Below are 25,522 nucleotides of genomic sequence, written 5' to 3'. Positions count from 1 at the left end.
GTGCCTCGGCTGCGGTTGGGGTCGCGGGATCGTGGGGTCGCGGGCCTCGGGAAGGCTGTGAAGGGAACCTTCACGGAATGTGGCGGGCTGTGAAGGGAACCATGAGGGAATCTGATTCCGTGAAGGTTCCCTTCACGGACCGTCGGCGCGGGTGAGTGGTGATCTTTCGTGGTCGAGTCATTACTGCTGGTCACACCGCTGCGGTGGGCCGTTTGTGATGGTTGTCACCGATCGGACAACGGACCGCCCTTGCCGCTCGCCGATGCCCTGGAAGATGGGGTATCCCGAAAGTTTTTCCCGTTATGAAAGATATTCGCGTATCAACGTCGGATAACAGTTCTGTGGAGATCTGTGCGTTCCGGGTGAGGATCTGCCTGTGCCGACGCCCGCTGAGCAGGTTCGCCTCGCGTTCCAGCCGTTGTACAGCCTCTACAGCGGCACCGTGGTCGCGGTCGAGGCGCTCGTGCATCCCGGTAGTGGCTGGGTTCAGGATTTGCTGGCGGTTGCCGCGGATCCGGTGCGGATGGCGGAGGCTGACCTCGATCTTGCCGTCCGGGCGGTGGGCGCCGCGGCTCGGCAGGTGGGCGGGGTGCCGCTGCAGCTGAATCTCACTGCCAGTACCGCGGCGGCGCCTGCGGGTGCGTTCGACGCGCTCATGCAGGCGCTCGACCGGGCTGGGCGGCGGCCGGGGGACGTCGTCCTCGAGATCACTTCACCGCTTGCTGCGCCCAATCCTGACGTGCTCCTCGAAGGCATGCATCGGCTGCACGATCTCGGGTTCCAGCTGGCCTTCGACCGGCTCGGGGCGGCTGGGTTGCCGATGAACCTGCTCGCTGAGGCGCCCATCGAGATGGTCAAGCTCGACCATGCCACGCTGCGTCGGCTACCTGCCAACGCGTCGGCGGTTGCGCTTGTCGAGGCGCTCGTGCACTTCGCCCGGCAGGCTGGGTTGCGGCTGGTTGCGACGGGCGTCGAGGACGAGACCGAGCTCGACATTGCGCGCCGGGCCGGGATTCGGATCGTGCAGGGGAATCTTTTCGCCACCACGGCACCCGCGCGGCTGCTGCCGGCCACCGCGCGGGACAGCCAGCCGGGCACCATGGTCGTCTCCCCTGCGGCCGGCCTGCGGATTCCCGAGTTCCTGCGCCAGGCGCGCACCCTGCCGGACGACGCGACGTGCGACGACGTCCACACCATTCTCTCCGCCGAGCATGCGCCCAAGGCGATCATCGGGCTCGATCGGCAGGCTCGTCCACAGTGGACGATCGACCGGATGCGGTTCCTGCTGGCCGTCACCGGGCGGTACGGGCACGCGCTCTACGCGGGCAAGCCCGCCGCGAAGCTGGCCGGCGCGCCGCGGCTCGTCCGGATCGACACCGGTACCCGCGAGCTGCTCGAACTCATCGCCGACGCCGGATGGGACCACAGCGGCGACCACCTCGTGGTGATCGACGCGTCCGGCCGGTACCAGGGCGTCGTGCGGCCGAACGAGGTCATGCGGCGGATGGCGGCGGTGAAGGTGGAGGCCGCGGTCGCGCTCAACCCGCTCACCCGGCTGCCCGGCAGCGACGCGGTCGCCCAGGACGTCGCGCGCCGGACCGGCGAAGGGCGGCCGTTCGTGGTGGCGTGGCTGGACATCGACGACTTCAAGCGCCTCAACGACACCGCCGGGTTCGCGGCAGGCGACGACCTCATCCGCGCCCTCGGCCGCGCCCTCACCGACCACGCCCGTCACCTCGGTGACGTCACCGTCGGCCACGTCGGCGGCGACGACTTTTTGGTCGTCTGCGGCGTCGAGGACATCACGACACTCGCCGACGCCATCCTCGGCCACGACTGGTCCGCCGACGGCCTGCCGGTCACCCTGTCCATGGCGAGCCTCGTCTGGCCCGGCTCAGCCGCCGGTTCCTACCGCGACAGCGCCCGCCTGCTGGCGCCGCTCAAGAAGCAGGCGAAGGACATCCCCGGGTCGAGCTGGGTCAACAGCTGGCCAGGCGCCGACCGCGCACAAGTCCTCCGCGGCGCGCGCGAACCCGAAGGCCGCCCGCGGGCCTTGCTCACCCAGCGGTAGCGTGCTCACGGTGGGGTACCTGATCCGCCCGGCAGAGGAAGCCGATTGGCCCCAGATCTGGCCGATCGTCCACGACGTCATCACCGAACAGCGCACCTTCGCGTACGACCCCACCATGAGCGAGCGCGACGCACACCGGGCCTGGCTGCTACCCGCCCCGGCGAGAACGGTCGTCGCCGTAGATGCCGGGCGGGTACTCGGCACCGCGAACATGTACGCCAACCGGCCCGGCCCGGGTAACCACGTCGCGTCCGGCAGCCTGATGGTCGCCCGGCATGCGCGCGGCGCCGGTGTGGGCCGAGCGCTCGTGCTCGACCTGATCGTGTGGGCGCGGCAGAACGCGTTCGCCGCAATCCAGTTCAACGCCGTCGTCGAGACCAACACGAGCGCGATCCACCTCTACGAGAGCCTCGGGTTCCGTACGATCGGCGTCGCACCCGGCGCGTTCCGGCATCCCATCGAAGGGAGGGTCGGTTTGCGGATCATGTGGCTGGACCTGTAACCACCCCACCACGAAGCACCGCCGTAATCGCCTCCGGACGCGCAAAAACAGCAGGATCTGTCAACGGATCACCATCAAGAACCAGCAAATCCGCATCAAGCCCAGGAGCCACCGAACCGACCCGATCCGCAATGCCGAGAATCGAAGCACTCACCGAAGTGGCGGACATGATCGCCGCCATCGGGCCGATGATCTCCGCCTTCAGCACCAGTTCCTCGGCCCGTCCACGCTGGTGCATGCCCAGCAGGTCCGAGCCGCTGCCCAGCGGGATACCGGCCTCATGGGCCAGCTTCACCGAACGGCGCATCGAATCGAGCAGTGCGCGCAGGTCCGCATTGTCGTTTTCCTCGATCAACCGGCGCAGCACCAGCAGCGTGGGTACCAGCGAAGCACCGACTTCCCGCATCAGGTCGGCCGTGGGTTCGTCCAGCAGGCTGCCGTGTTCGAAATGCCGTACCCCCGCGGCAATCGCGTGCCGGATGCTCGCCGCGCTATGCGCATGAGCGTGCACGTACGTGTGCCGCGCCTGCGCTTCTTCCACCGCTGCCTGCAGTTCCGACACCGACATCTGGCAGTTGTCCAGCCCGCCACCGGACGAAACACCGCCGCTGACGCAAACCTTGATCTGCGTAGCCCCGTGCCGGAACGCCTCCCGCACGGCACGGCGGACGTCGTCCGAGCCGTCGCATACCAGGGCGACTCGTACGAGGCCGGGGATGCTCGTCGTGCCGTGGTGGTGATGCCACACCGGACGGCCGTCGGCGTGTCCGCCGGTCTGCGTGATGAACGGCCCGGACGGCAGGATCCGCGGCCCGGCGAGCAGGCCGGTGTTCACACAAGCCGCGACGCCGCCGTCGATGCCACCGGCATCCCGCACGGTGGTGAACCCCTCGCGCAGCGCCTGCTGCACATTGGCGAACACGTGCGCCGCGATCTCGGCGGCCGACAACTGCAATCCCGGACCCAGCAAACCCATGTGCCCGTGCGCTTCGATCAGCCCGGGCATCACGGTGCGGTCGCGGTAATCGAGTACGGTCCGGCTGCTTTCGCCCGTCCACGGCTCGACGGCGGTGATCCGGCCGTCCTCGACGGTCACGGCAGCGTCGGGCATCACCGCACCGAGGCCGTCGATCAGCTGGCCACAACGCACCACAGTCATACCGTCTCCTTCACCACAAGCCGTCCATCGGCCACGACCCAGCGCGGCCGGTCCAACGCAGCCGTCAGACTGCCTTCGACCACCAGCAAATCCGCCCGGTACCCCTCGGCCACTCGCCCGGTATTCGCTTGCGGGCCAAGCAGATCCGCCGCGACGGACGTGGCCGCGCGGACGGCGTCGACGGTGCTCAGCCCGGCATCGCCGAGGTAGCGGATCTCGTCGATCACCGTCTCGCGGCCGTGGCTGTCCGTGCCCGCGCCGATCGTCACCCCGGCTTGGAGCGCGATGCCGACCGCCTCGTACGCCCGCTCGAGCACGCGCTTGGCCCGTTCCTCAAGATAAAGCGGCAGTCCGAATTCCGAGGCCCGCTCGGCAAAACAATGCATGACCGTCAGGGTCGGGACCATCGCCACGCCCTTCTCCGCCATCCGGTCCGCCGTCTCGCGGTCGAGTTCGGTCGCGTGCTCGACGGTGTCGACCCCGGCCTCGACCGCCGCGCGGATTCCGTCGTTACCCAGGGCGTTCGCGGACACCGGCCGCCCCGCCGCCCGTGCTTCGGCGACGACCGCCGCGATCTCGTCCGGCCGCAGTTCCTGCCAGCCCGCCGGTCCGTTGACCTTGCCGCCGCCACCGGCCAGTCCGTTGGTCACGGCCACCGACAGGAAGTCGACGCCCGCGCGGATCTGGGTCCGCGCCCGCGCCCGCGCTTCGACCGGGCCGTTCACCTCGTGCGCGCCGTACACCGCACCGCCCCGGCCACCGGCCCCGATCGGACGTCCGGCGGCGAACAGCCGCGGCCCTCGCACCGTGCCGGAAGCCAGCAGCTGCCGGAAATCCAGCGCGACCTGCTCGTCCGTCGCGGTGTCCCGGATCGACGTGATTCCCTGCGCCAGCAAGGACTCCAGCAGATCACGGCCGGACAGCACCTCGTGCACCGGCGAGACCGCGGACCCGACCGGATGCGCGTGCAGGAACAGCAAATGCAGGTCGATCAGCCCGGGAAGCAGGGTGCATCCGGGCGCGTCGACGACCTCCCGCTCCCCCGGTGGCAGCCCGTCTTCCGGTCCCACGTAAGCAATACCACCGTCCGCGCCGGTCAGCACCACCTGTCCGTCGACAAGGCGGCCGTCGGGCAGCAGGCACCAGCTCGGCCGGAGCAGCAACTCGGTGGTCACGCCTGCCACCCTCCGTCGCGCCGGGCCCGCGCCCGGCTGATCGGCAATCCCACACAGATCAGCGCCACCGTGGCCGCCAAGAGCAAAGTGGACAGTGCGGCAAGGGTCGGGTCAAGGTGAGTCTCCAGGTAGACGAACATGACGACCGGCAGCGTGTTTCCCGCCTGCGAAGCCATGAAGAGGGAGGATTCCAGGTCGTCGAACGAGATCATGAAGGCGAAAGCGAACGCCACCAGGAACGCCGGGGCGATCAGCGGCAGGGTCACCGAGCCGAACACGCGCCACGGCGGGTGGCCGAGGTCCCGCGCGGCCGATTCGAGCCGCCGGTCCAGCGCCTCCAGCGAGGAGACGAGAATCCCGGCCACGAGCGGCAATGCCATGGCGGCATGCATCAGGACCAGCGCAGTGGTCCCGGAAACCACCGGCGCCGGAAGCCACGACACCACCGAGGTGTACGCGACGAGCCCGGCCAGCCCGACGGCGATCTTCGGAATGCTCAACGGCGCATTGACCATCCCCAGCAGGAATCCCGACCCGCGCACCCGGCGCCGGCTCAGCGCGTACGCCGCACCGAGTCCGGCCAGCGACGCGATGATCGCCGAGTACAGCGCAACCCGGACGCTCAGCGCGAATCCCGACCGGAACGCATCGTCGGTCAACGCGGCCCGGTACCACGACAGCGACCACTCCGCCGGTGGGAACTGCGAAACAGCCGAAGCGTTGAAACTGTTGATCACCGTGATCATCAGCGGCGCAGCCATGAACGCGCCGCCGAGCACCACGACCAGCCAAGCCCACCACGTGCGTTTACGCATCAGCCCGCACCTCCCGCAGGTACCGCACCGCGACGGCTCAGCACGGACGCGAGCCGGAACGCGGGCAGCACCACCACGGCCGTCACCGCAAGCAACGCGACCAGCCGCGCGAACGCCGACGACCAGTCACTCGCGAGCAGGTTCTGGTACATCAGCTCGGCCACGACCTGCACCCGTCCGCGGCCGATGATCGCCGGAATGCCGTAGGCACCCATCGACAGCCCGAACGCGAGCGCGCCGGTGCGCAGGACCGTCGGCGCGGCCAGCGGAGCGATCACCCGGGTCAGCACCCGCACCGGTCCGGCACCCAGATCCTGCGCGGCCGCGGTGAGATGCAGCCGCTGGATTTCCTTGCGCCGGGTGAGGATCGGGAAGAACGTCAGCGGCATCATGGCGTGTGCGGTGGCAAGGATCGTGGCGATCACCGGCGGGGTGAGCACCAGGTTGCCCAGCCAGTTGACCACGCCGCTCACCTGATCGAGCACGAGCAGCCAGCCGTACCCACGCACCGCCATGCTCACCACCAGCGGCGAGAACAACAGCACCCCGGTCACCACCGTGACCACCGGACGTCCGATCGCGACCAGCGCCTCGGCGATCACCACCGCGATCAGACCCGACAATCCCGCGCCCAGCACGGAAAGCAACACGGTACGGCCCATCGCCGCCCAGAAGAACCCGTCGAGCGCGCCGTCCCGGACGGCTTGCACCACACCGGCCTGCTCCGCGCCGGATGGCGCCACCGCCTGGAACGCGAACACCACGACCGCACCGAGAAGCACCGCCAGCAACAGCAGCGCCGGAGCCAGGAAAAGCGCCGACACCGCCCATTTCGGCAGCGTCCGGGTCTCCAGCGCGGTCACGACGCACCCGGCAATCCGGTGATCCGCTCCGCGTCCAGCACGAGGCCGACCCGTTCGCCGTCCGCCCGCACCGGCTCGTCACCGGGGCGGACCACCACCAGCGGATCGGGCAGCCCGGCCGTCACCTCGTAACGGACGGTCTGCCCGTAAAACGTCGCCCGCGCAACGGTTCCGCTGACCTGCGCGCGGGGATCGCCCGGATCGACCAGCTGGACGTGCTCGGGCCGCACCGCCCAGCAGTCCGCGGGCACCAGCCGGCGCAACACGGCAGCGAGGTCCGAGTCACCGCTGACGACATTCGCGTCACCGAGGAACCCGGCCACGAACGGCGTCTCCGGCCGGGTGTAGATCTCCTGCGGCGAACCGTGCTGCTCCACCCGGCCGGACCGCATGATCACGATCCGGTCGGCCATCGACATCGCCTCGTGCTGGTCATGGGTCACGTACACGAACGTGGTTCCGGTGCGCTGCTGGATGGCCCGCAGTTCGAGCTGCATCGACCGGCGCATCTGGGCGTCGAGCGCGCTGAGCGGTTCGTCCAGCAGCAGCACGGCAGGCTCGACGGCGAGCGCCCGCGCGATCGCCACCCGCTGCCGCTGCCCGCCGCTGAGCTGGCTGATCCGCCGTTTGCCGAATTCGGGTAGCTGCACCAGTTCGAGCAGTTCGGCCGTCCGCGCGCGGACCTGTGCCCGGGACAGGCCGCGGCCACGCATGCCGAACGCGATGTTGCCCGCCGTGGACAGATGCGGGAACAACGCCAGGGTCTGGAACACCATCGCGGTCGGACGGCGTTCCGGCGGCATTGCGACCACCGAACGTCCGCCGATCCGGATGTCACCGGTGTCCGGCGGCACGAACCCGCCGATCATGCCGAGCAGGGTCGATTTCCCGCAGCCGCTCGGGCCGAGGATCGCGACGAACGACCCCGAGGCGAAGCTCAGCGTGACGTCGTCGACCGCCGCCGCGTCGCCGTACCGCTTGCCCAGCGCGGCGAGCTCGACCGCGCCGGGTGCGGTGGTGAGTTCGGGTGCGGACACGGGTTTCACTGTCATGGACACCGCAATCAGCTGCTCAGGTTGCTCTTGATGTCACGGTTCCAGCGGTCCACCAGCTTGGCCTGGACCTCGGTCTGCCGCTTCCAGTCGATCTGCCGTACCCGTTGCATGGCCTCGGTGCTGAAGGCGGCCATCTTCGCTTGCTCGGCCGAAGCGGGCACGTCGGCGTAGACCGAACCGGCGACCGTGAGCCGGTTGTATTCGGCGACGTTGGCCGGTTCCAGCGCGGAGTTGAGCAGTTCGAGGCCGGACGTGGCCTGCGCGGCCGAGCTGCTTTGCACGATCGCCAGGTAAAGCGGGACGGCGAGCTGACCTTCCTTCGGTGGCGCGTACCCGATCTTGGCGCCCTGCGCGGCCCAGGCGGCCTGGGTGGCGAGGATGCTCGCGCCGATCACGCAGTCCCCGCGGGCGAAGGCGTCGTACTGGGTCTGGTTCGAGTTGTAGATCGTGCTGAACTGCCCGGCCTTGGCTGCTTTGGCGAACGCCTCGAAGCCCTTGTCGAGCGTCACCGGGTCGCCGCCGAGTGCGTCGTTGACCGCGTACAGGCCGCCGAGCAGGATGCCCTGCGGTGCGTCGTAAAGGCCGACTTTTCCCTTGTACTTCGGGTCGAGCAGGTCGAGCCAGGACGTGGGGGCTTCGATGCGGTCACCGCGGTAGACCAGCCCCACCAGGTTCGTGTTGAACGGCACCGCGGACTGGCCGAAGAGCCGGTACGCCGGATCTGCCTTGCCGGCACGGGGCACGTCGGCGTCCCCGAGCTGGCGGAACATCGACATCGCCTGGCCCTGCGCGATTGCGGAGGCGGTGAAGATCCCGACGTTGACGAGCGCCTTCTTGCTCGCCTTGTAGGCGGCCATGATCTCCGGGACGCGGGAACCGCCGGTGATCGAGGCGATCCGGACGTCCGGATGCTTCCCTTCGAACGCGCCGATCAGCTTCTTCGGCACGACGTCCTGCCCGGCGCCCTCGGAGTAGAAGAAGGTGAGGCCACCGGAGTCCTTCCGGTCCGCCGCACCACCGCAGCCGCCCAGCAGCAGTGCGCCGCCGACGCCGCCGGCGAGGCCGAGGAACCCGCGCCGGGTCCATCGGGGTGGTGCTGCCGAACGGGGCATGGGGTCGTTGGGGCCCATGGTGATCACAGCCTTTCGAGGTCTGTGCGGCCGGTCGCCCGGCCGGGTCAATCTGGGGTGGGTCCCCCCGGGGACCGTGCACCGGCGTTGTCCCGCTGCACTTCCAGGCTGAGCGACATCTGCTCGGCCACGGCTTTGCCGATCGCGTCGTCGTCGGCGTCTTCGATGGCGGTGACGAGCCGGTCCTGCATGGCGACCAGCTGGGCGGAGAACTCGGCGCTCGCCGCCAGCATCGCCCTGGACCGGTAGCCGATCACCGAGATCCGGTCGATCGTGCGGATCAGCATGTCCGCGAGCGTCCGGTTCCCGCACGACAGGGCGATCTCGCAGTTCAGCTCGGTGGCCGCGAGCATTGCCCGGTCCAGCGCGCCGGAGTGCATCCCCTCCTTGAGCCGGTCGAGGTGGCGGCGGAGCCGGCCCATCGAGTCCGGGTCGGCGCGCCGCGCCACCAGCCGGGCCGCCTCGATCTGCAGCACCTGGCGGAGCGCGACCAGCTCCTCCCACTCGTCGTCCGAGGTCGGCTCGGGCAGCACCTCGGCCAGCGCGGCCGGGATGCCCCCGCGGTCGAGGAGCCAGGTACCGCCACCCCGGCCGACGCTGGTCTCGACGACCCCGGCGTCGGCCAGGATGCCCATCGCCCGGCGCACGTTGTCGCGGGCGATGCCGAGGGCCTGGGTGAGCTCCGGCAGGTTGGGCAGCCGGTCGCCGGTGTCGAGGCCGGTCCGCCGGATGCAGTCGACGAGCTCGACCACGGCACGGCCTGCCGTGTCGAGCATTTCCACGCGATCCAGGTTGGCCAGCACGAGTGCTTCCCGTGCGGTGTCCTCGTCGTGGGTCATCTGCGTGCCATCCGATCCGGTCTGCCTGCGATGTCAGACGATCTTGCCCTCGTCCACGACGAGCGTGCCGTCGAGGGCGAAGCTGTGGTTCAGCAGCGGAATGTCCAAATGCGACGAACAGTGCCGGGTACCGCCGATCCCGGAGTGCTTCGCCGGCATGTCACTGGTGTTCGAGCCGAACGCGAGCAGGATGCTGCCGCGGTACGACTCGCCGTCCACCGGGGTGAACCGCGGGCTGCCGGTCCACACCGCATTCGGGTGCAGGCCCCAGCCGATGTGCGAAACGCCGAACGACTCCGGGTCGTCCCAGCGCTCCAGCCACTGCGACACCGCGCTGGCCGATTCGCCGCCTTCGATCTTGATGATGCGCCCGCCTTCGACGTGCAGCGTGATCTTGTCGCGGACGGTCGCCCCCATCTGCAGCAGCGCGTCCCCCGGCTGCACGACCACCGTGCCGTGCGCGGAATCCTCGAGCGGCGCGCAGGCGACCATGGCGAACCCGAAGTTGTCCCAGATCCCCTGCTCGTCGGACAGCCCCAGCTGCCGGTGGCCCTTGCGGCCGTCCTTGCGCAGCACCAGATCGGTGCCGTCGGCGCTGGTCAGCCGCAGTTCCTTGGCCGCCGCCATCCGGACCGCCGCGGCCATCGTCTCGTCGACGATTTCCTTGCTGGGGAACAGCCGGAACTGGTTGGCCTCGTTGAGGCAGATGTCCAGCCACCGGACGCCACTCGCGGCGACCTCGGGTATCCCGTGCGAATGCGCGGTGAGCTGCGCGAACGGGGTGGGGAACGTACCGCCGCGGTAGTGGAGCACGAAGTCGGCCTGCTTCATCGCGGCCAGCAGCATGGCGTTCATGTGGTGCGCGTCGGTGACCTCCATCGGGTAGTAGCGCACCGAAACGACGTGGTCACTGACCCGGCGCACGGCCTCCTCGTACGGCCCGAGCTCGCCCGGATCGATGATCCGCGAGCTGAGCAGCACGACCTTCTCCTCGCGCCGAACGTTGCAGCGAAGCAGCGCGGCTTCGAGCAGCTGCGCATGCGTGGTGTATCCGGTCATTCGCGCTCCAGGGTCAAGGTGGGTCATCTGGGGTCACCGGTACCGGCCGCGGCGCTTGAGCTGCGCCGCTCGTCTCTCGAGTAAAAGAACTATGAAACAGTTCTTAGTTGGTGTCAAGGGTCGGCGGAGCGAAGAAGTTGACGAGGTTGCCGTCCGGGTCCCGGAGCAGCATCGAGCGGTTACCCCACGGCATCGTGGCCGGTGCCTGGACGACGTGGTCCGCGAGCCGCGCGTACTCGCGGTCGACGTCCTCGACCCGGAATTCGACGATCACCGCCCGGTTCGACCCGGGCACCGCGGCGGGCATCGTCTGCGCGCTGCCGATCGCCAGCGTGCCCGACGGGCCCCTGAACTCGGCGAACTGCGGCGCCCGCCAGTGCGGTTCGAGGCCGGTGGCGTGCTCGTAGAACTCGACCAGGCGGGCGACGTCTTCGGTGATGATCCGGAGGGAAACGAGCTGCATGACGGGTCCTTTCTTCGGCGAGGGTTCGACCCGGCCGACGTTAGGACGGATACCGGACAGAACCCGCCCGGTATCCTCTGGGCATGTCCCGCCCGATCGCGCGTGTACTGGCTTTGCTGGAAATCCTGCAGAGCGGCGGCACCCGCACGGTCGGCGAACTGGCCGGGCGGCTCGAGGTGGACGAGCGCACCGTCCGCCGCTATGTCGATCACCTCCTCGACCTGGACGTTCCGGTCCGCTCGGTACGCGGCCGCTACGGCGGGTACCGGCTCGCTCCCGGCTACCGGATGCCACCGCTCATGCTCACCGGCGAGGAGGCGCTCGCGGTCGTGCTCGGCCTGGTCGCGGGACGGCGGGCCGGGTCGGCGGCTGCGGTCGAGAGCGCGGTCGGAAAGGTCCGGCGGGTGCTACCCGAAGCGCTGGGCCGCCGCCTCGACGCTCTACTCACGGTCACCGATTTCACCACGCCCGCCCGGCCGCCACTCACCGCCGAGGCGGAGGTGCTGCTGACCGTCGCGGAAGCCGCGCGGGACCGTCATGCGGTCAGGATCGCTTACACCGCAGCACATGGCCGGAAAAGTTCGCGTATCGTCCAGCCGTACGGCGTCGTGGCGCACTCCGGCCGCTGGTACCTCACCGGCTTCGACTCCGCCGGCGACGAGGTGCGCACGTTCCGGGTCGACCGCATCACTCGCGTCGAGCTGACCGCCGAAACCTTCGCGGCACCAACGGGTTTCGACCCCGCCGACCACCTGTTGAAGACCATCGCCGAGACGCCGCACGAACACGAGGTGGTCGTCCATTTCGAGGCCGGCGCCGAGGAGATTCGCACGGTCTTCCCGCCGTCGATCGCGGTCCTGGAGGCGACCGGTTCCGGGGTGCGCGCCCGGATCCGCGCCCAGCGGCTGGACTGGATCCCGTCCCGGCTGGCCGCCCTGGACCGCCCGTTCGTCATCGAGAAGCCCACCGAGTTGCGAGACCTCGTGCACTCGCTGGCGGCGCGGTTGTCCGGCTGTGCGGCTGCGGAACCGGACTCCGGCGCGCCGTCCACGGCCCCCTGACCACCACCATCCCACGTGCGAGTTCTATAAAAAATAACAACCACCCCTTGCTGATATCTCAACTCGGACTTACTGTGATCCCAGCTTGCTCGTCTCACCGAAGGAGATCGCAGTGCCTCCCAGTCCCGATCCTCGACCGGCCGGATGGCGGGTCGGCGCCGACATCGGCGGTACGTTCACCGACGTCATCGCGCTGGGCCCGGCCGGGGAGGTCGTCCCGGTGAAGGTGCCGTCCACCCCGCCGGACTACGGCGCGGGCGTGGTCACCGCGACGACCGCGGTGCTGACCTCGGCCGGGGCACGGCCGGAGTCGGTGGTCGCGATGCTGCACGGCACCACCGTGGCCACCAACGCGATCCTCTCGATGAGCGGCGTCCGCACCGCCGTCGTCACCACCCGCGGATTCCGCGACGTGCTCGAGATCGGCCGCCTGCGCCGCCCCGCGCTGTACGACCTGTCGTGGTCCAAGCCGCAACCCTTGGCGCGCCGGAGGAATCGGTACGAACTCGACCAGCGGATCGCCGCCGGCGGGCAGCTCGAGCCGCCCGCCGACGACGACGAGGTCCGCACCCTCGCGAAACAACTGCGCGCCGACGGGATCGAAGCCGTCGCCGTGTGCCTGCTCAACTCGTACGTCCGCCCGGACGAGGAGCGCCGCGTCGCCGACCTGCTGCGCACTGAACTGCCCGGCGTGTACATCACGGCGTCAGTCGACGTTTCCCCGCAGCCGCACGAATTCGAGCGCACCAGCACGGCGACCGTCAACGCATACGTCGGCCCAGCCGTCCACGGGTACCTCACCCGGCTGGAAGCCGGGCTGCGCGCGGAAAACGTGCAGGCGCCGTTGCTGGTTATGCAATCCAGCGGCGGACTGCTCGACGCGGCGGCGGTCGCGCAACGGCCGGTGCAGATCATCGAATCCGGTCCCGCCGCCGGAGTCACCGCCGTGCAGAAGCTCGCGCAGCTGATCGGACTGTCCACAGTGGTCGCCTTCGACATGGGCGGCACCACGGCGAAAGCGTCGCTGATCGAGCACGGCGAACCGTTCGTGTCGGCGGACTACGAGGTCGGCGGCGGCATGAACGGCGCGCGCGGCCTCAGTTCCGGCGCGGGATATCCGGTGCGGGCGCCGTCGATCGACATTGCCGAGGTCGGTTCCGGTGGCGGCAGCATCGTTTCTGTCGACCCGGCAGGCGCGCTCCACGTCGGGCCTGCCAGCGCCGGGTCTCGCCCCGGTCCCGCTTGCTATGGTCAGGGCGGCGAACTGCCGACGTTGACCGACGCCAACGTCACCCTCGGCTACCTCAGCCCGCAGTCGCTCGCCGGCGGCCGGGTGGCCATTCATCCGGACCTCGCCGAAAAAGCACTGTCCACAGTGGCCGAACAGCTCGGCGACGACGTACCGGGCACCGCGCGCGGCGCGTACCAGGTCGCCGTGTCGAGCATGACCACCGCGGTGAAATCGGTGACCAGCGAACGAGGTCGCGACCCGAGAGAGTCCACAATGGTCGCTTTCGGCGGCGCCGGTCCGCTTTACGCCGCCGCACTCGCCCGCGAACTCGGAATCTCCACCGTGATCGTTCCGGGGTACCCGGGACTGTTCAGCAGCCTCGGCCTCCTCGTTGCCGACACCGAACGCCACGAACTGACGCCTTATCGCACAGCATTCACGGAAACCCGAGCCTTGTCAGCGGAATTCGAGCGACTGTCCGCAAAGGTCCGCGCAGAACTCGGCGAGGACGCCGTCGTCGATCGCCTTCTCGACCTGCGTTACCGCGGCCAGCGATTCGAGCTGCGGATCCGCATTCCCGACGGCGACCTCACCGAAGACCTCCTCGCCGAGACCCGCGCCCGCTTCCACGCCGAGCACAAACGCACGTACGGCCGGGCCGGTACGGACGATCTGGTCGAGCCGGTGAACCTCCGGGTCCGCGGCCGCCTGCCCACTCCGGTGTCCATTTCGGACTTCCTGGATCTCCCTGCTGCCAACGAAACCAGCGCGACCACCCGGGATTGCCGGTTCACCGAAACCGTGTCCACCCCGGTCATCGGAAGGGCCGCTCTCGGCACCGAGCCGGTCGACGGGCCGATGATCATCGAGGACATGGACGCCACCACCCTCGTCCCGCCGGGCGCGCGCGTGCACCGCGACCGGTTCAACAACATCGTGATCACCTGGAGTGCCGCATGATCCGCGATGCCGTGACCTTCGAGGTCTTCCGCAACGCCGTCACCGGAATCGCCGACGAAATGGCGATCACCATTCTCCGCACGGCGCATTCCCAGCTCGTCGCGTCCAGTATGGACTTCTCCACCGCCCTCTGCGACGCACACGGCCGGGTGATCGCGCAAGCCAACACCCTGCCGGTCCACCTCGGGTCCATTCCCGCTGCAATGGAAGCGATTTTCGCCGAGTTCGGCGAAGGAATCCGGCCGGGCGACTGTTACCTGCTCAACGACCCGTCTCTCGGCGGTATGCACCTGCCCGACATTTTCGCGGTAGCCCCGGTTTTCGCCGCCGAAAAACTCCTGGGTTTTGCCGTCACCGTGGTGAACCACACCGACGTCGGCGGCTGGGCAGCCGGGTCCATGGCAGTGCAATCGACGAGCATCTTCGCCGAGGGAATTCAGATCCCGCCGTCCCGCTTGATCGAAAGCGGCACCACGAACGACACCTTCCTGAGCCTGATCCTGCGTAATGTCCGCGAGCCCGAACTGTTGCGCGGGGACCTCGAATCCCAGCTCGCCGCCTGTCACACCGGCGCCGAAGGGTTACGCGCACTCGCCACCAAGCACGGGTTCGAACGGCTCGAAAGCCTGATCGACGAATTGCTCGACTACTCCGAAACACTGCTCCGCGCGGCACTCGCCGAAGCCGTTCCCGGCACGTACGAATTCCTCGACCACATCGACGACGACGGCCTCGGCACCGGCCCCATTCCCATCCGCGTGAAAGCCACTCTGTCCGATCCCGGAATCGAACTCGACTTCACCGGTTCGTCGCCGCAGGTCGAATCGGCCCTCAACGCAACCGAGTCCTTCACCCGGTCCGCTGCTTACGCTGCCCTGCAAGGAGTTCTTGCCTCCGACATTCCGGCCAACAGCGGTTTCTACCGTCCATTCAGCTTCGTCATCCCGGACGCGTCCATCCTCAATGGACAGCGGCCGGCGGCACGCGGCGCCCGCGGGCTCGTCGGTTTCCGGATCATCGACGCGGTCCTCGGCGCGCTCGCCCCGGTGTTCCCGGACCGGGTTCCGGCCGCGGGCGAAGGCGGGCCGGACGGGATCGCGATCGGCCTCGTCGGCCCGGACGGGGAATCCATGGTGCTGTGGGACCCGCTGGCCGGCGCGTGGGGAGCACGGCCCGATCGCGACGGCGTCGACGGCATCAGCTCACTGGGCGCGAACCTCACGAACACGCCGGTCGAGGAGCTCGAACGCTCCGGACACGTCCGCATCGACGGCTACGGGTACCTGCCCGACAGCGGCGGCGCCGGACGCTGGCGCGGCGGCCTCGCGACCTTCCGCGACATGACCCTGCTGGCGCCCGAGGCCAGCGTGCAGATCCGGTCCGACCGGCGGAAATTCCTGCCGTACGGGCTGTCCGGCGGGGCCTCGGGAACCCCGTCGCTCAACGTGCTCGACCCCGGCGGCCCCGGGGAGCGCGTGCTGGAGTCCAAACCGCATTTCCGGATGACCGCGGGAAACCGGCACCGGCACGTGACCGCAGGCGGGGGCGGGCACGGCAGTCCCTTCGAGCGCGCGCCGGAACGGGTGCTCGAAGACGTCCTGGACGGCAAGGTCACCCGAGCAGGGGCCGAACGGGACTACGGCGTCGTCATCACCGGCGACGGGGGGATCGACTCGAACGCGACTGCGGCCCTGCGCAGCGCCCCTTCCCACCGGACAGAACGGACTTCCGCATGAACTCCCCCGTCGCCACCGGCGAAAGCACAGTCAGCCCGCGTACCTGGCGCAAGGTCGGCATCCGGATCATCCCGCTGGTCGGGCTCGCGTACGTGGCGAGCTACATCGACCGCGCGAACGTCGGCTACCTGGCCGCGCCGATGTCGCGGGACCTGCACCTCACCACCGGCCAGATCGGCCTCGCCGCCGGGCTGTTCTTCATCGGGTACATCCTCGTCGAGGTGCCGAGCAACATGATGCTGCGGCGGTTCGGGGCGCGGAAGTGGATCGCCCGGATCATGATCACCTGGGGCCTGGTCACGGCGGCCACCGCGGCGGTGAACTCGGCCGCGACGCTGTACCTCGCGCGGCTGCTGCTCGGGTTCGCCGAAGCCGGGCTCGCGGCCGGTATCCTGCTGTACCTGACCTCGTGGTTCCCGCGCCGTCAGCGGTCGTGGGCGTTGTCGGCGTTCTTCCTCATGACGCCGGTGTCCTCGATCATCGGCTCCCCGCTCGCCGCGGCGCTGCTCGAATGGGGCCAAAGCATGTTCGGCATCGCGGGCTGGCGGTCATTGTTCCTGGTCGAGGGCGCGCTGACGGTCGTGGTGAGTGTCCTGGTCTTCGTCTTCCTGCCCGATCGCCCGTCGAAGGCCCGCTGGCTCGACGACGGCGAGAAGGCCGCGATCGAAGCCACGCTGGCCGCCGAAGCCGAGGAACACCGGGCCCGCGGCGCGCTGTCCGGCCTGCGCGAAGCGCTGACCAGCCGCCGGGTCTGGGTGATGGCCGTGACGTGGTTCGCGATCGCATTCGGCCTGTACCCGCTGCAGTTCTTCCTGCCGACGATGATCAAGTCCATCACGCACAGCCTTGGCGGCGCAGGTGACGTGAGCAGCGTGCTGCTGTCCGCCATCCCGTACGCGGTCGCGCTGGTCGCGCTCATCGTCTGGGCCCGCTTCGCCGCCCGCCGCTCGGCGGTCACCGCCACGGCCATCCCGATGGCGCTCGGCGTGGTCGGCCTGCTCCTGGCGACCTTTGCCAGCAGCGGCACGTTCTTCGTCATCGCGGTCTGCCTGAGCGTCGCCGGAATTCTCACCGCGATGCCCCAGTTCTGGCGGATTCCGGCGATCGGGCTCACCGGCGCCGCGGCCGCGTCCGGCATCGCGCTGATCAACTCGGTGAGCAACGTCAGCGGGTTCGTCGGGCCGTACTTCACCGGCGCCATCGCGACCACGACCGGCAGTTTCACCTATGCCCTGCTCGCGATCGCCGTCATCATGACCGCCGGGATGGCCGCCCTGCTCACCACGGGGCGCCGGATGGAACGGCTGGATGTCTCGTGACCACTGCCTTGATCGTCGGCGATGTCCAACGCGGCATCACGGACGGCTACCCGTTCGCCCGCCAGGTCGTCGCGCCGCTCACCGGCCTGCTCCCGCGGGCCCGCGCGGCCGGTACGCTCGTCGTTTTCGTGCACTTCGCCTTGCGGGACAACGGAACCGACCTGCCTCCTGGCCCGCTGTACCGGAGCTTTTTCGACGCCGGTGACGCATTTCACGAGGGCTCGTCCGGCACCGAGATCACGCTGCCGGTCGCCGGTGCGGACGTCGTCGTGGTGAAGCGGCGGGCGAGCGCTTTTGCCGGAACGGACCTCGACCTGGTGCTTCGCGCGCGCGACGTTTCCAGGCTCGCGATCGCCGGAGTCGCGACGAGCGCAATGGTCGCCGCGACCTGTTACGACGCGGCCGACCGTGGGTACGGCGTCACCGTGCTGCGCGACGGATGCGCGGACGGCGACGAGACCGTGCACGACTTCTTCATGGACAAAGTCTTCCCCAGCCGGGGTTTCGACGTCGTGTCCTGTGCACAGTGGACAGGAGGACCTGCGTGAACGCGGCGTTGCTGACCCGTCTTCGCTCGGAACTCGGCCATCCACGGCGCGACCTCGTGGTGTCGGGCGCGCAAGGTCCGACGGTGGAGGTCGACGGCCGGACTCTCGTCAACCTTGCCGCCAACGACTATCTCGGACTCGCCGGTGCCCCGGAAGTCCTTGCCGCAGCGCGGGAATCTCTGGACGAGCTGGGGCTCGGGGTCGCGGCCGGACGAGTCCTCTGTGGAACCCGGTCCGTCCACAGTGAACTCGAAGAGTCCATTGCGGAATTCATCGGCGCCGAGGACGCGGTGCTGTACGGCTCGTGTTTCGACGCGAACCTCGGTGTCTTCGACGCCCTCCTCGGGCCCGAGGACGTCATCTTCAGCGACGCACTCAACCATGCCAGCCTGATCGACGGAATCCGGTTGTCGCAAGCAAAACGTCACGTTTTCCCGCACGCCGATGTGGCCGAATTGGAACGGTTGCTCGCTGATTCCGGGAATGCGCGGCATCGCGTGATCGTCACCGACGGCGTCTTCAGCATGGACGGCGATCTTGCCGCGCTGCCACAGCTTTCCGAACTGGCGCGGCGTTACGACGCGGTGTTGATGGTCGACGATTCTCATGCCACGGGCGTACTCGGCGCGGGTACGGCGGAGCATTTCGGCCGGCCCGTCGACATTCTCACCGGAACGCTCGGCAAAGCGCTCGGCGGCGCAGCCGGGGGTTTCGTCGCCGGGTCGCGGGTGCTGACGGAGAAGCTGCGTCAGGTGTCGCGGCCGTATATTTTCACCAACGCGATGGCTCCCCCGCTCGCCGCCGCGGCGCTGGCCGCGATCCGCCTTGCGCAAACCCGTCCAGAGCTTCGGAAACGCTTGGCTGTAAACACTTCCTGGCTGCGAAGTGCATTGGCCGATCTCGGGTATGAGATGCTGCCCGGCGAACATCCGATCATTCCGGTGATGCTCCGCGGCGGCACGCGCGCCCGTGACGTTGCAGCGGCGTTGCGGCGAGAAGGGGTCCTGGTGTTCGCGCTGTCGCATCCGGTCGTTCCCTCCGGCGAGGAGCGGATCCGGGTGCAGGTTTCGGCGGCACACACCGCCGAGCACCTCGAACGCGCGGCGGCCGCCTTCGGCCGGGTCGCATGAGATTCCATGCACCGACCAGCGCCGACAGCCGTGAACTGGCCGGCCGCGTCGCGGTGGTGACCGGCGGCGCGAGCGGAATGGGGCTCGCGGTGGTACACGCCCTCATCGCCCGTGGCGCAACAGTCGCGGTGCTCGATCCTGCTCCGTCCACTGTGGATGGAGTCCGGTCGTTCGCGGTGGACGTCACGGATGCCGCACAGGTAAGCCGCGCGTTCGAGGAGTTGCCGGAGCGGCTCGACATTCTGGTGAACGCCGCGGGAATTGCTCCGCCTACGCCATTCGAGGAAATCACGGAAGCCGAATGGCACCGGGTGCTTGCGGTGAGCGTGCACGGTACTTTCCTATGCTGTCAAAGGGCTCTTCCCGCCATGCGCGCCGGAGGTTGGGGCCGGATCGTCAATTTCTCGTCCACTGCCGGAAAAACCATCAGCACTGCCGGGGGCGCGCATTACACTACGGCAAAGCACGGCGTCCTCGGTCTCACCCGGCACCTGGCCAAGGCGTACGGACCCGACGGTATTACGGTGAACGCCGTCTGCCCGGGTCTCATCGACACGCCGATGGCCCGCGGACTGCTGCCGGCCGCGGAACTCGAACGCGCCACTGCGTCGTTTCCGGTACCCCGGGTCGGGCAGCCGTGGGAAGTGGCCGAGCTCGTCGCTTTCCTGGCCTCCGACCGTGCGGCTTACATCACGGGGGCGGCCGTCGACATCAACGGCGGCGACCTCATCGTCTGAATCCCTTACGAGAAGCGGAGTTTTCTGTGTCCACGAACAAGACGATCCGGCACCGCATCGGCGGTCGCGAAACGGCCGGGACGTCCACCCGCACCGCTCCGGTGTGGAATCCGGCGACCGGCGAACGCCAGGCCGAGGTACTGCTGGCCGAGCCCGCCGATGTCGACGCCGCGGTGCAGGCCGCACGCGCCGCCTGGCCGGGCTGGTCCGACACGTCGGTGATGCGCCGCGCGCGGCTGATGTTCACCTTCCGTACCCTGGTCGAAAAGCACCTCGACGACCTGGCGCGCATCGTGTCGGCCGAGCACGGCAAGGTCTTCGACGACGCCCGCGGCGAGCTCGTACGCGGGCTGGAGGTGATCGATTTCGCTTGCGGGATCCCGCAACTGCTCAAGGGCGAGTACTCCGACCAGGTCTCGACCGGCGTCGATCTGCACTCGTTCCGCCAGCCGCTCGGCGTGTGCGCGGGGATCACGCCGTTCAATTTCCCGGCGATGGTCCCGATGTGGATGCACCCGATCGCGATCGCGACCGGGAACACGTTCGTGCTGAAGCCGTCGGAGCGGAACCCGTCGGCGTCGAACCTGATCGCCGAGCTTTACGCCGAAGCAGGCCTGCCGGACGGCGTTTTCAACGTCGTCCACGGGGACAAGGTCGCGGTCGACACACTGCTCGACCACCCGGACGTCGCCGCGGTGTCGTTCGTCGGCTCGACCCCGATCGCGCAATACGTGCACGAACGTGCGTCGGCGGCCGGAAAACGCGTACAGGCCCTCGGCGGCGCGAAGAACCACGCCGTCGTGCTGCCGGACGCGGACCTCGAGCACGCCGCTGAACATCTGATCTCGGCCGCATACGGCTCGGCAGGTCAGCGCTGCATGGCGATCTCGGTGACCGTCGCAGTCGGCGATGCGGCGGATCCTCTGGTCAAACTGATGCAGGAGAAGGCGGAGGCGATCAAGGTCGAGTCGGAGATGGGCCCGGTCGTTTCGCCGGAAGCGCAGGCCCGGATCCGGGGCTACATCGATTCGGGGGTGGCGTCGGGCGCCGAACTGCTCGCGGACGGCCGCTCTGCCGACGGCGCCGGCTTCTTCGTCGGACCGACACTGTTCGACCACGTCACCCCGGACATGGCGGTGTACCGCGAGGAAATCTTCGGCCCGGTACTGGTGGTCGTGCGAGCAGACTCGCTGGACGAAGCGATCACTTTGATCAACAAGAGCAACTGGGCCAACGGGACGGCCATCTTCACGACCAGCGGGCAAGCCGCGCGGCTGTTCCAGAGGTCGGTACAGGTGGGAATGGTGGGAGTGAACGTCCCGATCCCGGTCCCGATGGCGTTCCACTCCTTCGGAGGATGGAAACAGTCCCTTTTCGGAGACCACCACATGCACGGCCCGGAGGGGGTAGCGTTCTATACGCGCGCGAAGGCAGTGACGACCCGCTGGCCAGGCGACGTGCGTGAAATGACAAACCTGCATTTCCCGACGGCTGTTTAGCCGGTCCCTCCGGCGATGCTGCCGCTTCCGCTCCCTCCGGCCCCAGCCCCGGCCTCAGTCGAGCTGCCACCCGGCGACAACGCGGCTGCATCCTCCGGCGGCGGTCAACTCCTCAGTTCCAACTCCGGTGCGGCTGACCTCCCCCGACGGCGGCAATCTCGGTCAAGCGCCCCCCCCCCGTTGAGCACTCTCGACGGCGGGAATCCCGGCCAACCACCACTCCCCGCCGTTGAACACCCTCGACGGCGGGGTCCCAGCCAACCGCCATTCCCGTTGGTGGGTTCGCCGCGTTGGGCGGCCGCCTGGCATCGCCGGTTTTGTAGTTCGGCGCAGTTCCCAGTCGATCATCGACGCGGCTGGGTTCTGTCCCGTCTCCGGATCCCCGGTCCGGCCAATCGCGCCCCACCGGCGGATCTCACCGCCCGCCACCGCCGCCCGCCACCGCCGCCCGGCATTGCCGCTCGCCCTCGCCACCAGCGACCAGCCACCCACCCTCGCCACCGGCCGCCCACCCTCGCGACCAGCCGCTCGCCCTCGCCACCGGCGCCGGGCCTTGCCGCTCACCCGGCCAAGGGCCGCTCACCTGCAGCCGTGGCGCACCCCGGCCAACCGCCCCCACCGTCCGCCTCGAAGCTCACCTTCGCCGCTACTCGGTCCCCACCCCAGTGCTGCCCAGCCCACTGCGACCCGGGCCTTCAGCCCAGCGGGAGCTCGATATTCGCCCTGCTGACCGACGAACTCTTCGCCAGCACCTCCAGCACATCGCGCCGCACCCGCTCACACCGGGCGTGCATTGCGACATACGCGGCGTTCCCGTCGCGGGCCCGCAACCGGGTCGCGATCGATTCCAGTTCTCCCGGTGGGCTGGCCGTTCCCGGGGAGATCAGGGACACCATCCGGAGGACGCGTTCCAGCTCGTCGAGCACGTCGACGATTGCTTTGCTCAGCCGTTTGTTGTCCGCGAAATTGGCGATGATTCCCTCGAACTCGATGCCTGCCCGCAGCGAGTCCTCGAGTTCGACTTTGCCCGCGGCGAGCGCGAACGGGACTTTCGCCAGCGCGTCGAGCCGCTTGAGCGCCGCTTCCGGGATGACCCTGTGCGCGGCGGCGCTGGCGGCCTGGCCGGACAGCAGGGTACGAAGCGAACAGAGATCGTCGGTGTCCTCGAGCGTGACCGGGCTGACCACGTACCCTGCCCGCGGGAGCGCGGTCACCAGCCCGTCCCGCCGCAGCCGCGCGAGTGCTTCCCGTACCGGCGTCTTGCTGATCTGCCATTGCTGCGCCAGTGAAGTCTCGGTGAAGCTGCTCCCCGGCGGCAACGTCAGGTCGATGATCTGCCGCCGGATCGCCCGGTACGCCTGGCTTGTGCGGTCGAGACCGGACTCGTCCCGGCCGACCAGCAGCAACGCGGGGATATACGGCGTTTCGGGAAGTACGTCGTGAATGTCGGGCACGGCGTCAGTATATCAGCGAGCATGATTGATATAGCAGAAACTGAGATCTTAGCGAACCGCAGAGATACTTACTCTTGTCATTGATATCTTAATCGGCGATACTGGTGTCATGCAGACCTGGACCCTTCCCTTTAGTGACTTCCCGGCGCTGGGCGCGATGACCACCCGCGACCGCGCGGCACGGGCGGGGGTGCGGATCCTTCCGCTGGTCGGCGCGCCAGTCCTGCCCATGCCGGAGCATGTCCGGCAGGCGGTCACCGCAGCGATGGACCAGCCCGACCCACGGGACAGCCGCGGCCTCCCCGACCTCCGCGCCGCCATCGCGGCCGAGCTGAGCGACGTACACGGACTACCCGTAGACCCTGACCAACGCTTGCTCATCACCAACGGCGCGATGCATGGCCTGTCGCTCGTGTTGCGCACAGTGCTCGCCCCTGGCGACGAAGTGATCGTCCCGACGCCGGCATACTTCTTCGACGGCGCCATCCGCGAGTCGGGCGCCGTGCCCGCGTACGTACCTTCACGCGAAGGCTGGTCCCTCGACCTCACCGCCATCGAAAACGCCATCACCACCCGAAGCCGTGCCGTCCTCCTGTGCAACCCGAACAACCCCACCGGCTACCTACCAGACGCAGCCACCATCGCGGCCGTCGTCGACCTCGCCGCGCGGTACGGGCTCCTCGTCATCTCCGACGAGTCGTGGCAGCATTTCACCTTCGACGGCCGCCGGTACCAGCCGATCGAAGCGCTGGCCGGACGCTGGCCGCACCTGGTCACAGTCACCAGCCTGAGCAAGTACTACGCGCTCGCGAGCTGGCGGCTGGGGTACGTGCTGGCCCCGCCACCGATCGTCGACGCGATGGAACGGCGGCTGCAGTGGGAAGCGGTCTGCTGCGGCGTGGTCCCGCAACGCGCCGCGGCCGCCGCGCTCACCGGCCCGCGCGACTGGCTCGACCGCGCACTTTCCACGTACCAAAGGAAACGCGACCTGGTGTGCGACGGCATCGTCGCAGCCGGACTGCCCGAACCGGTCCGCCCCACCGGCGGCGCCTTCCTGCTCGCCGACTGCTCCCGCCTCGGCGGCACCCCGGCCGCCATCGACGACGCACTCCTGCGCAACGGCATCGCCGCCATCCGCGGCGCCGACCTGCACGCCCCCGATACCCACGTCCGCCTCACCTTCGGCGCGGCCGAACCCATTCTGCTCGAACTGATCGACGGCCTCCGGCAGGCAGTCCGGGCATCCTGAGACGGACGCGGGCAACCAGGCCGAGCGGAGCCACCAGTACTTCGGCAGCAAGCAGAAGCTGTGCAGTGCCGAGCTGGAACAGGAACGGCCCAAGCGCACGGATGCCGTCCCGATGAACGCCGGACAGGCAGCCGACCTCGGCGAGTTGTCTAGCCGGTTCTTCGACCTTCACCGGACGTATCCGCATCACCTGCGTCTCCGGCTGCGGGAACGACTCGACCCGGGCCCGCGGCAGACTCCCCAACCGCCGCCGACGAGACCGCGGCACACTACGCGGACGACGTCGACGCCGTGACCCGGCCGCAGGCAACCTAGCCGACCTGTCCCCAGCACCCCTCCGTTACGCCGCACCCGGCCTCGCAGCATGGTGGCTGGCCGTATCCGGCGGCAGGCACTGGTGAGCCTGGTCAACCCTGCGACGAGATCCGATCCGCAACGACGGGAAACCTGCGGATAACGTGGCCCTAATGCGTCTGAGCGATACCGGTTTCGCTGCGGTATCCGACTCCGCTACGCTCGGTGCGACATCAGTCACAGTGGTCAGTTCGCGGGAGGTTCGCGTCGTGACCGACGCAGTCAACACCCCGGTGGGGGTCAACCCGAACGAGTCGAGCGTTGCGCGCGTCTACGACTATCTCTTGGGTGGCAAGGACAACTACGAGATCGACCGGCGGGTCGCGACGGAAATCGCGCGGCGGATGCCGGAGGCGCCGCAGGCCGCGCTCGAAAACCGGAACTTCCTGATCCGGGTGTGCCGCTTCCTCGCGTTCAACGCGGGCGTCCGGCAGTACATCGACTGCGGCTCGGGCCTGCCCACCACGGAGAACGTGCATCAGGTCGTGCAGCGGGCGCAGGCGGAGGCGAAGGTCGTGTACGTCGATTACGACCCGGTGGTGGCGAGCCACGGGCGCGCGTTGCTCGACGAAAACGACTTCACCGAGTACCTGCAGGCCGATTTCTTCGACCCGCCGAGCATTCTCGACCACCCCACCGTGCGCGATCACCTCGATTGGGACGAACCGATCGCCGTGCTGTTCATCGCGGCACTGCACCACCACAAGGGCGACCGGAACCTGCCCGCGGACGTCACCAAGCAGTTCATCGACCGCCTCCCGTCCGGGTCGTACCTCGCGATCACCCACCTGCTCGACCCGCACGACGGGTCCGCCGACGACGAGACCGTGCAGGATCTGGTGGAGGTCATCCGCAACGGCTCGATGAAGGACGTCACGTCCCGCACCCGCGACGAGATCGAGGAGCTCTTCCACGGGCTTCCGCTGGTCCCGACCGGTCCTGGGCAGCCGGCGGAAATCGTCTCGGTGGCCCAGTGGTGGCCGGACGGCCCGCTGCTGGGCGACCCGACGATCGCGCAGCGGATTCTGGCGTGCGGGGTCGCCCGGAAACCCTGACCTGTTTGCCCGAATTGACGCCTTCCCTTCATTCGGGCGCCTTGTCCGCTTGACACCT

At 68.8% G+C, this 25,522-nt stretch carries 22 protein-coding genes; 12 read left to right on the top strand and 10 right to left on the bottom strand.

All coding sequences use genetic code 11. The annotated features are described in order from the left end of the window. Nucleotides 1-376: 376 nt before the first annotated feature. Nucleotides 377-2,071 (top strand): bifunctional diguanylate cyclase/phosphodiesterase, encoded by a 1,695-nt coding sequence (locus tag OO71_RS07695; protein WP_033288936.1) that lies wholly within the window; start codon nt 377-379, stop codon nt 2,069-2,071. Between the two features lie 10 nt (nt 2,072-2,081). Further along, nucleotides 2,082-2,573, top strand: a complete 492-nt coding sequence (locus OO71_RS07690) for a GNAT family N-acetyltransferase (protein ID WP_245633596.1) — start codon at nt 2,082-2,084, stop codon at nt 2,571-2,573. Here the strand turns inward: OO71_RS07690 and OO71_RS07685 are convergent. The 9 genes from OO71_RS07685 to OO71_RS07645 all read right to left on the bottom strand — a co-directional run bounded on the left by OO71_RS07685 (nt 2,554) and on the right by OO71_RS07645 (nt 11,131). After that, a complete protein-coding gene (locus OO71_RS07685) occupies nt 2,554-3,732 on the bottom strand; it encodes a metal-dependent hydrolase family protein (protein WP_033288935.1) in 1,179 nt (392 codons plus the stop codon). The genes OO71_RS07690 and OO71_RS07685 overlap by 20 nt on opposite strands. After that, nucleotides 3,729-4,907, bottom strand: coding sequence for an amidohydrolase family protein (locus tag OO71_RS07680; RefSeq protein WP_033288934.1), 1,179 nt, complete (start codon nt 4,905-4,907; stop codon nt 3,729-3,731). The genes OO71_RS07685 and OO71_RS07680 overlap by 4 nt, the downstream gene beginning before the upstream one ends. Further along, nucleotides 4,904-5,722: an ABC transporter permease gene (locus OO71_RS07675; protein ID WP_033288933.1), complete on the bottom strand. Its 819-nt coding sequence runs from the start codon at nt 5,720-5,722 to the stop codon at nt 4,904-4,906. The genes OO71_RS07680 and OO71_RS07675 overlap by 4 nt, the downstream gene beginning before the upstream one ends. Beyond that, entirely contained in the window at nt 5,722-6,585 is an 864-nt protein-coding gene (locus OO71_RS07670; RefSeq protein WP_033288932.1) for an ABC transporter permease, read from the bottom strand. Before OO71_RS07670 ends, OO71_RS07675 begins: the two co-directional genes overlap by 1 nt. Continuing rightward, nucleotides 6,582-7,622, bottom strand: a complete 1,041-nt coding sequence (locus OO71_RS07665) for an ABC transporter ATP-binding protein (protein ID WP_051791226.1) — start codon at nt 7,620-7,622, stop codon at nt 6,582-6,584. Before OO71_RS07665 ends, OO71_RS07670 begins: the two co-directional genes overlap by 4 nt. Before the next feature lie 26 nt (nt 7,623-7,648). Continuing rightward, nucleotides 7,649-8,770: an extracellular solute-binding protein gene (locus OO71_RS07660; protein ID WP_156096217.1), complete on the bottom strand. Its 1,122-nt coding sequence runs from the start codon at nt 8,768-8,770 to the stop codon at nt 7,649-7,651. A 47-nt stretch (nt 8,771-8,817) separates the two neighbouring features. Beyond that, nucleotides 8,818-9,609 (bottom strand): FadR/GntR family transcriptional regulator, encoded by a 792-nt coding sequence (locus OO71_RS47150; RefSeq protein WP_051791225.1) that lies wholly within the window; start codon nt 9,607-9,609, stop codon nt 8,818-8,820. Between the two features lie 33 nt (nt 9,610-9,642). Beyond that, nucleotides 9,643-10,668, bottom strand: coding sequence for a 2,5-dihydroxypyridine 5,6-dioxygenase NicX family protein (locus OO71_RS07650; protein WP_033288930.1), 1,026 nt, complete (start codon nt 10,666-10,668; stop codon nt 9,643-9,645). 103 nt (nt 10,669-10,771) lie between these two features. Then, nucleotides 10,772-11,131: a VOC family protein gene (locus OO71_RS07645; protein WP_033288929.1), complete on the bottom strand. Its 360-nt coding sequence runs from the start codon at nt 11,129-11,131 to the stop codon at nt 10,772-10,774. An 83-nt stretch (nt 11,132-11,214) separates the two neighbouring features. Here OO71_RS07645 and OO71_RS07640 point away from each other — a divergent pair, with 83 nt between their 5' ends. The 8 genes from OO71_RS07640 to OO71_RS07605 all read left to right on the top strand — a co-directional run bounded on the left by OO71_RS07640 (nt 11,215) and on the right by OO71_RS07605 (nt 21,352). Continuing rightward, nucleotides 11,215-12,192 carry a helix-turn-helix transcriptional regulator gene (locus tag OO71_RS07640; RefSeq protein WP_033288928.1) on the top strand — a complete coding sequence of 326 codons (978 nt, stop codon included), beginning with the start codon at nt 11,215-11,217 and terminating at the stop codon, nt 12,190-12,192. 112 nt (nt 12,193-12,304) lie between these two features. Continuing rightward, entirely contained in the window at nt 12,305-14,383 is a 2,079-nt protein-coding gene (locus OO71_RS07635; protein ID WP_033288927.1) for a hydantoinase/oxoprolinase family protein, read from the top strand. Further along, nucleotides 14,380-16,119 carry a hydantoinase B/oxoprolinase family protein gene (locus tag OO71_RS07630; RefSeq protein WP_033288926.1) on the top strand — a complete coding sequence of 580 codons (1,740 nt, stop codon included), beginning with the start codon at nt 14,380-14,382 and terminating at the stop codon, nt 16,117-16,119. The genes OO71_RS07635 and OO71_RS07630 overlap by 4 nt, the downstream gene beginning before the upstream one ends. Beyond that, on the top strand, nt 16,116-17,438 hold the full coding sequence (locus tag OO71_RS07625; RefSeq protein WP_033288925.1) for an MFS transporter: 1,323 nt from the start codon (nt 16,116-16,118) through the stop codon (nt 17,436-17,438). Before OO71_RS07630 ends, OO71_RS07625 begins: the two co-directional genes overlap by 4 nt. After that, on the top strand, nt 17,435-17,986 hold the full coding sequence (locus tag OO71_RS07620) for a cysteine hydrolase family protein (protein ID WP_033288924.1): 552 nt from the start codon (nt 17,435-17,437) through the stop codon (nt 17,984-17,986). Before OO71_RS07625 ends, OO71_RS07620 begins: the two co-directional genes overlap by 4 nt. Next, entirely contained in the window at nt 17,983-19,116 is a 1,134-nt protein-coding gene (locus OO71_RS07615) for a glycine C-acetyltransferase (RefSeq protein ID WP_051791221.1), read from the top strand. The genes OO71_RS07620 and OO71_RS07615 overlap by 4 nt, the downstream gene beginning before the upstream one ends. Further along, nucleotides 19,113-19,853, top strand: a complete 741-nt coding sequence (locus OO71_RS07610; protein WP_051791219.1) for an SDR family NAD(P)-dependent oxidoreductase — start codon at nt 19,113-19,115, stop codon at nt 19,851-19,853. The genes OO71_RS07615 and OO71_RS07610 overlap by 4 nt, the downstream gene beginning before the upstream one ends. 26 nt (nt 19,854-19,879) lie before the next feature. Then, nucleotides 19,880-21,352 (top strand): CoA-acylating methylmalonate-semialdehyde dehydrogenase, encoded by a 1,473-nt coding sequence (locus OO71_RS07605; RefSeq protein WP_033288923.1) that lies wholly within the window; start codon nt 19,880-19,882, stop codon nt 21,350-21,352. A gap of 695 nt (nt 21,353-22,047) precedes the next feature. Here OO71_RS07605 and OO71_RS07600 read toward each other — a convergent pair. Next, nucleotides 22,048-22,806 (bottom strand): GntR family transcriptional regulator, encoded by a 759-nt coding sequence (locus OO71_RS07600; RefSeq protein ID WP_033288922.1) that lies wholly within the window; start codon nt 22,804-22,806, stop codon nt 22,048-22,050. Between the two features lie 109 nt (nt 22,807-22,915). Between OO71_RS07600 and OO71_RS07595 the strand changes: the two genes are divergently transcribed. Together OO71_RS07595 and OO71_RS07590 are read left to right on the top strand one after the other, a co-directional pair. Next, a complete protein-coding gene (locus OO71_RS07595; protein WP_033288921.1) occupies nt 22,916-24,055 on the top strand; it encodes a pyridoxal phosphate-dependent aminotransferase in 1,140 nt (379 codons plus the stop codon). A gap of 563 nt (nt 24,056-24,618) precedes the next feature. Continuing rightward, complete coding sequence (locus OO71_RS07590) at nt 24,619-25,464, top strand: SAM-dependent methyltransferase (RefSeq protein WP_051791217.1); 846 nt, start codon at nt 24,619-24,621, stop codon at nt 25,462-25,464. The last annotated feature ends 58 nt before the right edge of the window (nt 25,465-25,522 follow it).

The sequence above is a fragment of the Amycolatopsis jejuensis genome (assembly GCF_000717335.1).
Taxonomy (GTDB): domain Bacteria; phylum Actinomycetota; class Actinomycetes; order Mycobacteriales; family Pseudonocardiaceae; genus Amycolatopsis; species Amycolatopsis jejuensis.
The sequence above is the reverse complement of the archived record's forward strand: the minus strand, read 5'-3'. Positions and strand labels throughout refer to the sequence as shown.